The 10,985-nt window shown below is 75.5% G+C and carries 1 protein-coding gene; it reads left to right on the top strand.

Annotation, left to right across the window (positions count from 1 at the left end; genetic code table 11):
* Positions 1-17 precede the first annotated feature (17 nt).
* The gene (locus ACFYWM_RS24480) at positions 18-10,973 is read left to right on the top strand and encodes a type I polyketide synthase (RefSeq protein ID WP_389917761.1); all 10,956 of its coding nucleotides are present in this window, start codon (positions 18-20) and stop codon (positions 10,971-10,973) included.
* Positions 10,974-10,985 lie beyond the last annotated feature (12 nt).

Genomic DNA, 10,985 nt, shown 5'->3' with positions numbered 1-10,985 from the left:
GAGAAGGAATATCCGAGATGGCAAACGAGGACAAGCTCAGGGACTACCTGAAGCGGGTTACGGCCGACCTCCAGCAAACCCGTCGGCAGCTGCACGAGATCGAGGGCCGCGACCGCGAGCCCATCGCGATCGTCGGCATGAGCTGCCGCTACCCGGGCGGGGCCACCTCGCCCGAGGAGCTGTGGCGGCTGGTCGCCGAGGGCGGTGACGGGATCTCCGAGTTCCCCGCCGACCGCGGCTGGCGAGAGGACCTGTACCACCCCGACCCGGACAACCCCGGCACGACCACCGCCAGGCACGGCGGTTTCCTCTACGACGCCGCCGACTTCGACGCGGGGTTCTTCGCCATCTCCCCGCGCGAGGCCCTGGGGACCGACCCGCAGCAGCGGCTGTTCCTGGAGACGTGCTGGGAGACCTTCGAGAACGCGGGCATCGACCCGGTCTCGGTGCGGGGCAGCCGCACCGGGGTCTACGCCGGGGTCATGTACCACGACTACTTCCGCGCGGAGGCGCTCGGCAGCGTCACCTCGGGCCGGGTCGCCTACGCCCTGGACCTGGAGGGCCCGGCCGTCTCGGTCGACACGGCGTGCTCGTCGTCACTGGTGGCGCTGCACCTGGCGGTGCACGCCCTGCGCAGGGGCGAGTGCTCGCTGGCGCTCGCCGGCGGCGTCACGGTGATGGCGACGCCGAACACGTTCATCGAGTTCTCCCAGCAGCGGGGCCTGTCCGGTGACGGCAGGTGCAAGTCGTTCGCCACCGCGGCCAACGGCACCGGGTGGGGCGAGGGCGTGGGCGTGCTGCTGCTCGAACGCCTCTCGGACGCCACGGCGAACGGGCACGACGTGCTCGCGGTCATCCGCGGCAGCGCGGTCAACCAGGACGGCGCCAGCAACGGCCTCTCGGCGCCGAACGGCCCCTCCCAGGTCCGGGTGATCAGGGAGGCGCTGGCCGACGCGGGCCTGTCGCCCTCGCAGGTCGACGCGGTGGAGGGGCACGGGACCGGCACCGTCCTGGGCGACCCGATCGAGGCGCAGGCGCTCATCACCGCCTACGGCCAGGACCGGGCCCCCGGCAGGCCGCTCTGGCTGGGCTCGCTGAAGTCGAACATCGGCCACACCCAGGCCGCCGCGGGCGTCGGCGGCGTCATCAAGATGGTGATGGCGCTGCGGAACGGCGTACTGCCCAGGACGCTGCACGTGGACGAGCCGACCGAGCACGTGGACTGGTCGGCGGGCGCCGTCGAGCTGCTCACCGAGGCCCGCCCCTGGGAGCGCGAGGAGGCGCCCCGCCGGGCGGCCGTCTCGGCCTTCGGGTTCAGCGGCACCAACGCCCACATGATCATCGAGGAGACGCCGGTCCGGCCCGAGGAGGCCGAGCCGGAGAGGCTGCCGCTCGCGCTGGTGCCCTGGGTGGTCTCCGCCAGGGACGAGCAGGCGCTCGCGGCGCAGGCCGGCCGGCTCCACACGTGGGCCGCCTCGAACGAGGACCTGCCGGTGGCGGACGTGGGCTGGTCCCTGGCGACCGGCCGGGCCGTGCTGGACCGGCGCGCGGTGGTCGTGGGGGCGGACCGGGCCGAGCTGCTGGCCGGCCTCCAGGCCCTCGCGGAGGACGCGCCCCTGCCGGGAACCGTCACGGGGACCGGGACGGGCGGGCAGCTCGCCTTCCTGTTCGCGGGCCAGGGCAGCCAGCGGGTGGGCATGGGCGCCACCCTGGCGGAGGCGTTCCCGGTGTTCGCCGACGCGCTGGAGGAGGTATGCAAGGTCCTCGACCCGATGCTGCCGCACCCGGTGCGCGAGGCGATGTTCTCCGGCCCGGAGGAGGTGCTGGCCGAGACGGGGATGACCCAGCCGGCGCTGTTCGCCTTCGAGGTCGCCCTGTACCGGCTGCTCACCTCGCTCGGCGTCACCCCGGAGGTGCTGGTCGGGCACTCGGTCGGGGAGATCGCCGCCGCCCACGTGGCCGGGGTGCTCTCGCTGCCCGACGCCTGCGCGCTGGTCTCCGAGCGGGCGCGGCTGATGCAGGCGCTGCCCTCCGGCGGGGCGATGCTGGCCATCGCCGCCCCCGAGGCCGAGGTGCTGCCGCTGCTGGAGGGGCGCGACGTCGGCATAGCGGCGGTCAACGGCCCGGAGGCCGTGGTGATCTCCGGCGGCGAGGCCGCGATCGAGGAGGTCGCCGCGCTGGTGAGCGCCCGCACCCGCAGGCTGCGGGTCTCGCACGCCTTCCACTCGCCGCTGGTCGAGCCGATGCTGGAGGAGTTCCGCCGGGTCGCCGAATCGCTCACCTACCACGAGCCGGCGGTGCCGATCATCTCCGACGTCACCGGCGAGCGCGCCCGGCCGGGACAGCTGACCGACCCCGGCTACTGGGTGGACCACGTACGGCAGGCGGTCCGCTTCTCCGACGCCGTCACCGCCGCCCGCGCCGACGGCGCCACGGTGTTCGTCGAGATCGGCCCCGACGCCGTCCTGACCAGCCTCGCCAGGCAGGTCCTCGACGGTGACGACGCCGTCGCCTTCGTACCGGCCGGACGCAGGGACCGTGACGAGGCGCGAGCGCTCGTCGAGGCCCTCGGCCACCTGCACAACAGGGGCCTGGCCATCGACTGGGACGCCTACTTCGCCGACGCCTGCCCCCGGCGCGTCGACCTGCCCACCTACGCCTTCCAGCGCAAGCGCTTCTGGTTCATGCCGGGCAACGCCGCGCCCGAGCAGGCGGCCGACGCCGCCGCCGACCCCGAGTTCTGGTCGGCCGTGGAGCGCGAGGACGTGGCCGCGCTCGCCGCGACACTGGACATCGAGGACGGCTCGCCGCTCGCCGCCGTGCTGCCCGCGCTGTCGTCGTGGCGGCGCCGCAGGCGCGAGCAGGACGTGCTGGACTCCTGGCGCTACCGCGTGACCTGGGAACCCGTCACCCTGCCGGACGCCGGGCCGTCCTCGCTGTCCGGCACCTGGCTGATCGCGGTCCCGGCGGCGCGCGCCGCCGACGACTCGGTGCTCTCCGTCGCCGAGGCCCTGGAGCGGCACGGCGCCAGGCCCGAGGTGGTCGCGCTGGGCGACGAGATGCCATTTCACGGTGAGGCCGCCCCCGCGGGCGTGCTCTCCCTGCACTGCGACCCGGCCCGGATCCTCTCGCTGATCCAGGCCACGGACGGCGTGGACGCGCCGCTGTGGATCGGCACCGACGGCGGCGAGGGCGTGAGCCGCGCCGACGCCGTCCGCGACCCCGTCCAGGGCGCGGTGGCCGGGCTCGCCCGCGTCCTCGGCCTGGAACACCCCGGCCGCGCGGGCGGCGTCGTCGACCTTCCGGAGACCCTCGACACCCGTGTCCTCGACCGCCTGGTGAGCGTGCTCGCCGGAGCCGGGGAGGAGGACCAGCTGGCCGTCCGCGCCTCCGGTACCTTCGCCAGGAGGCTGACCAGGGCGCCCAGGAAGCGGCAGGCCCCGGCAGAGCGTTGGCGGGCGCGCGGCACCGCCCTGATCACCGGCGGCACCGGCGGCCTGGGCGCGCACGTGGCGCGCATGCTCGCCCGCGACGGCGTCGAGCACCTGCTCCTCACCAGCAGGCGCGGCGCGGACGCCCCCGGCGTCCCGGAGCTCGTGGCCGAGCTGGAGGGGCTGGGCGCGCGGGTCACGGTCGCCGCGTGCGACGTGGCCGACCGCGACGCGCTCGCCGCCCTGGCCGGAGAGGCCGAGGCGGGCGGCGACCCCATCAGATCGGTCTTCCACACGGCCGGAGTCCCGCACATCCAGCCGCTGCGCGACCTCGGCCCCGACGAGCTCGCCCTGGCCACCCAGGCCAAGATCACCGGCGCCGCCCATCTGGACGAGCTCTTCGCCGGCCCGCTCGACGCCTTCGTGCTGTTCTCCTCCGGCGCCGGCGTCTGGGGCGGCACCCACAACGGGGCCTACGCCGCGGGCAATGCGTTCCTCGACGCGCTCGCCGCCCACCGCCGCGCCCGCGGCCTTCCCGCGACCGCGATCGCCTGGGGCTTCTGGGACGCCGCGGGCGGCGGGATGACCACGTTGCTCGGCGAGGACGACGCCCGCAGGAGCGGCATCCGCTACATGGACCCGCTCACGGCCGTCGAGGGACTCCGGCAGGCGCTGGACGACGACGAGACCAACCTGGTGATCGCGGACATCGACTGGCCGCGCTTCGCCCCGCTCTTCAGCGTCGCCCGCCGCCGCCCCCTGCTGGAGGGCGTCCCCGAGGCCGTCGAGGTGCTCGGCACCGGCGCCGAGACCGGCGGCGAGGTGTCCGAGACGGGCGCCCAGCTGGCCCGGCTCAGCCCGCAGGACCAGACCCGCCTCCTGGTCGCCCAGGTCCGCAAGGAGGTGGCCGGCGTGCTCGGCTACGCGGACCCGGCCGAGGTCGGCGTCGACCGGGCCTTCCGCGACCTCGGCTTCGACTCCGTCACGGCCGTCGAACTGCGCGGCAAGCTCAACCTCGCCCTCGGCATCCGCCTGCCGGCCACCGTGGTCTTCGACTACCCGAACGTGAAGGCGCTCGCGGAGCTGGCCAGGACCGAGATTCTGGGCGTCCAGGAGGACGTCACGGCCGCCGGGGCGGTTCGCGGCGACGCGTCCGACGACCCGATCGTGATCGTCGGGATGAGCTGCCGCACCCCGGGCGGGGTGAACGGCCCCGACGACCTCTGGCGGCTGGTCGCCGAGGGCGGGGACGCCATCTCCCGGCTGCCCGGCAACCGGGGGTGGGACGTCGAGGGGATCTACGACCCGGACCCGGAGGCGGTCTTCGCCTCGTACACGCAGGACGGCGGTTTCGTGCTCGGCGCGGGCGAGTTCGACCCCGAGTTCTTCGGGATCAGCCCGCGCGAGGCACTCGCGATGGACCCGCAGCAGCGGCTGCTGCTGGAGGCCTCCTGGGAGGCGATCGAGCACGGCCGCATCGACCCCGGCTCGCTGCGCGGCAGCCGCACCGGCGTGTTCGTGGGCGCGGCCTACGAGGAGTACGGCCGCCACTCCGACCAGGTGCCGATCGAGTCCGTCGGGCACCTGGTCACCGGCACGCTGAGCAGCATCGCCTCCGGCCGCGTCGCGTACGCGATGGGGTTCGAGGGGCCCGCGGTCACGGTCGACACGGCGTGCTCGTCGTCGCTGGTGGCGCTGCACCTGGCGGTGCAGGCGCTGCGCAACGGCGACTGCGACCTCGCCCTGGCGGGCGGTGTCACGGTGATGTGCACCCCGCTCGGCTTCATCGGCTTCAGCCTGCAGGGCGCGCTCGCCAGGGACGGCCGCTGCAAGGCCTTCGCCGGCGCGGCGGACGGCTTCGGCCTGTCGGAGGGCGTCGGCATGCTCCTGGTCGAGCGGCTGTCGGACGCGCGCCGCAACGGCCACCCGGTCCTGGCGGTGGTACGCGGGTCGGCGATAAACCAGGACGGCGCGAGCAACGGCCTGACCGCGCCGAACGGTCCCTCGCAGCAGCGGGTGATCCGTCAGGCGCTGGCCAACGCCGGTCTGTCGCCCGCGGACGTGGACGCGGTCGAGGCGCACGGCACGGGCACCACCCTCGGCGACCCGATCGAGGCGCAGGCGCTGATCGCCACCTACGGCCAGGACCGTCCCGAGGACCGGCCGCTGTGGCTCGGGTCGGTGAAGTCGAACATCGGCCACACCCAGTCGGCGGCCGGCGTGGCCGGGGTCATCAAGATGGTGATGGCGATGCGGCACGGCGTACTGCCGAGGACGCTGCACGTGGACGAGCCGAGCCCGCACGTGGACTGGTCGGCCGGCGCGGTGGAGCTGCTGACCGAGGCCGTCGCCTGGCCCGACAGCGGGCGCGAGCGCCGCGCCGCCGTCTCGTCGTTCGGCATCAGCGGCACGAACGCGCACGTCGTCCTGGAGGAGGCCCCCGCGCAGGACGCGGCAGAAGCCGGCGAGGAGCCGAAGGCGCTGCCCGCGGTGCCGTGGGTGCTGTCGGGGCGGAACGCCCAGGCGCTGCGCGACCAGGCCGGACGGCTGGCGTCGGCGGTCGCCGGATCCGGGACGCGCCCGGAGGACGTGGCCCACTCGCTCGCCGTCTCCAGGTCCGCGTTCGACCACCGCGCGGTGGTCGTGGGCGCGGACCGCGACGAGCTGCTGGCCGGGCTGCGCGCCCTGGCGGACGGCACCGCCGTCGCCGGGGTGATCGAGGGCACGCCCGGCTCGGGTGGCAAGACGGTGTTCGTCTTCCCCGGCCAGGGTTCGCAGTGGCTGGGGATGGGTGTGGAGCTGCTGGAGTCGTCGGCGGTGTTCGCGGCGCGGATGGCCGAGTGTGAGGTGGCGCTGTCGGGGTTCGTGGACTGGTCGCTGACCGGTGTTCTGCGCGCCGAGGAGGGCCAGCCGGGCTTCGATCGGGTGGACGTGGTCCAGCCGGTGCTGTGGGCGATGATGGTCTCGCTCGCGGCGGTGTGGCAGTCCCTCGGGGTGACCCCTTCGGCGGTGGTCGGTCACTCCCAGGGTGAGATCGCGGCCGCGGTGGTGGCGGGGGCGTTGTCGCTGGAGGACGGCGCCCGGGTGGTGGCGTTGCGCAGCCGGGCGATCATCGCGCTCGCCGGTCAGGGCGGCATGGTCTCCGTCGCGCTGCCGTCGGAGCGGGTGGCCGAGCGGCTGGACCCCTGGGACGGCCGGGTGTCCATCGCCGCGATCAACGGCCCGGCCGCCACGGTGATCTCCGGCGACGTGGACGCCCTGGAGGAACTGCTCGCCGAGTACGAGGCGACCGGGGTGCGGGCCAAGCGGATCGAGGTGGACTACGCCTCGCACTCGGCGCACGTCACGGCCATCGAGAGCGAGCTCGCCAGGCTGCTGGCGCCGGTGGAGCCCCGCGCCGGCCACACCCCGTTCTTCTCCACCGTGACCGCCGACTGGCTCGACGGCACCGGGCTCGACGCCGGGTACTGGTACACCAACCTGCGACGGCCGGTCCGGCTGGAGCCGTCGGTGCGCGCGCTGATGGAGCAGGGACACGGCGTGTTCGTGGAGTGCAGCGCCCACCCCGTGCTGACCATGGCCGTCCAGGACACGGCGGACGCGGCCGGCCGCGACGTCACGGCCGTCGGCACCCTGCGGCGCCACGAGGGCGGCCAGCGCCGGATGTGGTCCGGCGCGGCCGAGCTGTGGACGCGCGGCGGCGACGTCGACTGGGAGCGGGTGCTCGCCCCGGCCCACCCCAGCGTCGTCGACCTGCCCACCTACGCCTTCCAGCACCGGCACTTCTGGCTGGAGGAGCGCACCGCCCAGGCCGGCGACGTCGGCGCGGCCGGCCTGGGCGCGGCCGGACACCCCCTGCTCGGCGCGGCCGTGCCGCTGGCCGGCGCGGAGGGCGTCCTGCTGACCGGCAGGCTGTCGCTGAGGACGCACCCCTGGCTCGCCGACCACGCGGTCAACGGGCAGGTGATCCTGCCCGGGACCTCCTTCGTCGAGCTCGCGCTGCGCGCCGGTGACGAGGTCGGCTGCGACCTCGTCGACGAGCTCACCATCCAGGCGCCGCTCACCCTGCCCGAGCGGGGGGCGGTCCAGCTCCAGCTGGCCGTCGGAGCGCCCGACGACGAGGGACGGCGCACGCTCGCCGTCCACGCGCGGCCCGACGGCGGGCTGTCCGACGACCCGTGGACCTGCCACGCCGCCGGAGTCCTCGCCACCGGCCCGGCCCGGCGGCCGGTGCCGGACACCACCGCCTGGCCGCCCGCGGACGCCGAGGCCGTGGACGTCTCCGGCATGTACGGCCTGCTGGCCGAGGCCGGTCTCGGCTACGGCCCCACCTTCCAGGGGCTACGCGCCGTCTGGACGCGCGGCGAGGAGGTCTTCGCCGAGGTCGCCCTGCCGGAGGGCACGGACACCGGCGGCTTCGGCCTGCACCCCGCGCTCCTGGACGCGGCGCTGCACTCCGTCGCGCTGCACGAGACCGGCGCGCAGGCCGGGCCGCAGATGCCGTTCGCCTGGACCGGCGTGCGGCTGCACGCCACCGGGGCCACCTCGGTCCGCGCCCGGCTCTCGATCCCGGAGGCCGGACGGGTGGCGCTCACCGTCACCGACCAGGCGGGCGCCCCGGTCGCCGACGTGGCGGCTCTGCTGCTGCGCCCGCTGCCCGCCGGCGGCGCCTCCCCGGCCGCCGGCGCGGCGCTCGACTCGCTCCACGTCCTCGACTGGGCGCCCGTCCCGGCCGGAGAGGTACCGGCCGGGCAGCGGTGGGCCGTCGTCGGCGACGCGGCCGAGCTGTCCCGGGCCGGGATCGACGCCGTACGGCACGAGAGCCTGGCCGCCCTCCTCGCGACGGAACAGGTGCCCGACCTGGTGTACGTGTCGCTGGACGGTGGACCGGCGGGCCCGCTCGCCGAGGCCGTCGCCGCCCGTACGTGCGAGGTGCTCGGCCTGCTGCGGACCTGGCTGGCCGAGGAGCGCTTCCCGGCCTCGAGGCTCGTCCTCGTCACCCACGGCGCCGTCGCCGCGACCGGCCACGACGAGGTGGCGGACCTGGCGAACGCGGCGGTCTGGGGGCTGGCCAGGTCGGCGCAGTCGGAGAACCCCGACCGGCTGATCCTGCTCGACCTGGACGATCACCCCGACTCCCGCCGGGCGCTGCCCGCCGTGCTGGCCGGGGGGGAGGCCCAGCTCGCGCTCCGCGAGGGGACGGCGTACGCGCCCAGGCTGGCCCGCGCCGGGTCCGGCCGCGGCGGCGCGATGGTCCCGCCCGCCGGGGCCGGGAACTGGCGGCTGGACGTGACCGGCCGGGGCACGGTCGACAACCTGGCGCTGCTGCCGGCGGACAACCCGCCGCTCGCCCCCGGCGAGGTCAGGATCGCGACGCGGGCGATGGGACTGAACTTCCGCGACGTGCTCATCGCCCTGGACATGTATCCCGGCGACGCCCCGATGGGCGGCGAGGGCGCGGGCGTCGTCGTCGAGGTCGCCGACGACGTCACCACTCTGGCGGTGGGCGACCGGGTGATGGGCATCGTCGACGGCTTCGCCCGGCTGGCCGTCACCGACCACCGGCTGCTCGCCCGTATCCCCGACGGGTGGACGTTCACCGAGGCGGCGTCCGTGCCGATCGCCTTCGTCACCGCCTACCACGCGCTCGTGGACCTGGCCGGCCTGCGCGCCGGGGAGTCGCTCCTGGTGCACGCCGCCGCCGGCGGCGTCGGGACGGCCGCCGTGCAGCTCGCCCACCACCTGGGGGCCGAGGTCTGCGGCACCGCGAGCGAGGGCAAGTGGGACGCGGTGCACGCGCTGGGCGTGCCCCGCGAGCGGATCGCCTCCTCGCGGACCCTGGAGTTCGCGCGGACCTTCGGCGCCGGGGTGGACGTGGTGCTCAACTCCCTCGCCGGGGAGTTCGTCGACGCCTCGCTCGGGCTGCTGCGCCCCGGCGGGCGGTTCATCGAGATGGGCAAGACGGACGTGCGGGACCCGGCCTCGGTGCTCCCCGCGCGCTACGAGAACTTCGACCTCACCCGGCTCGGCACGGCCCGCACCGGCGAGATCCTCGCCACGGTCGTCGAGCTGTTCGCGCGGGGCGCGCTGCGGCTGCCGCCGATCCGCGACTGGGACGTCCGCCGGGCCGGCGACGCGTTCCGGCACGTCGCCCAGGCCCGTCACATCGGCAAGGTCGTGCTGACCATGCCGGCCGAGCTCGACGGCGAGGGCACCGTGCTCGTCGTCGGCGGCACCGGCGCGCTCGGCGCGCTCGCGGCCAGGCGGCTGGTGACCGGGCACGGCGTGCGGCACCTGGTCCTGGCCGGCCGCCGGGGCCCCGAGGCCGCGGGCGCCGCCGAGCTGGAGGAGGAGCTGACCGCCCTGGGGGCCACCGTGCGGATCGTCGCGTGCGACGCGGCCGACCGGGACGCCCTGGCGGCGCTGCTCGCGGACATCCCGGCCGAGCACCCGCTGACCGGCGTGTTCAGCACGGCGGGCGTGCTGGACGACGGGATGATCTCCTCGCTCACCCCCGAGCGCGTCGAGGCCGTGCTGCGGCCGAAGGTCACCGCGGCCGTCAACCTGCACGAGCTCACCGCCGGGCTCGACCTGGCGCGGTTCGTGCTCTACTCGGGCGCGGCCGGCGTGTTCGGCAGCCCCGGCCAGGGCAACTATGCGGCGGCCAACGTCTTCCTGGACGCGCTCGCGGCGCACCGCCGGGCACGCGGGCAGGCGGCGACGTCGCTGGCCTGGGGCCTGTGGTCGCCGCGGAGCGGCAGCGGGATGACCGGCCACCTGGACGAGGCCGACATCGGCAGGCTGAACAGGTCCGGCATGGGCGCGCTCGACCTGGACCAGGGCCTCGACCTGTTCGACCTGGCCATGGGCGCGGACCAGGCGGCGCTCGTACCCATGCGGCTCGACCTCGCCACGCTGCGCGCGGGCGCGGCGGCCGGCTTCGGGCACCCGCTGCTGCGCGGCCTGGTGCGGACCACCGCCCGCCGCGTCGTGGTGGCCGGGGCGCAGGAGGCCGAGTCCCTCGGCGACCGGCTGGCGGCCCTCCCCGAGGCCGACCGGACGGCGATGCTGCTCGACCTGGTACGGGGCCACGTGGCCGCGGTGCTCGGCTTCGCCGGGCCCGAGGCGGTGGAGCCCGGCCGGGCGTTCAAGGAGATCGGCTTCGACTCGCTGACCGCGGTGGAGCTGCGCAACCGCCTCAGGGCCGCCACCGGGCTGCGGCTGCCCGCCTCGCTGGTCTTCGACTACCCCAACCCCGCCGCGCTGGCCGGGCACCTGCTGGAGGAGATCGCGCCGCCGGCGCACAGCGCGGACCGGCAGATCCTGGCCGAGCTCGACCGGATCGAGGCCAGGCTGGCCGTCGTCGCGGCCGGGTGCGCGACCTCCGAGGACATCACGGCCCGGCTGGAGCAGCTGCTCTTCTCCTGGAAGGAGAGGAGTCCGGACTCCGGCCCCGCGGAGGAGGACGTGGCCGACCGGCTGGCCGCCGCCACGGCGGACGAGATTCTCAACTTCATCGACAACGAGCTCGGCATCTCCTGAGCAGGCGTAGTA

Source organism: Streptosporangium sp. NPDC002721 (genome assembly GCF_042888905.1).
Taxonomy (GTDB): Bacteria; Actinomycetota; Actinomycetes; order Streptosporangiales; family Streptosporangiaceae; genus Streptosporangium.
Note: the sequence above shows the minus strand (reverse complement) of the source record. Positions and strands in the feature narration are given on the sequence as shown.

What these genes read in the sequence shown, in the direction of transcription:
- ACFYWM_RS24480 (WP_389917761.1), top strand. Translation starts at nt 18, where the DNA reads ATGGCAAACGAGGACAAGCTCAGGGACTACCTGAAGCGGGTTACGGCC.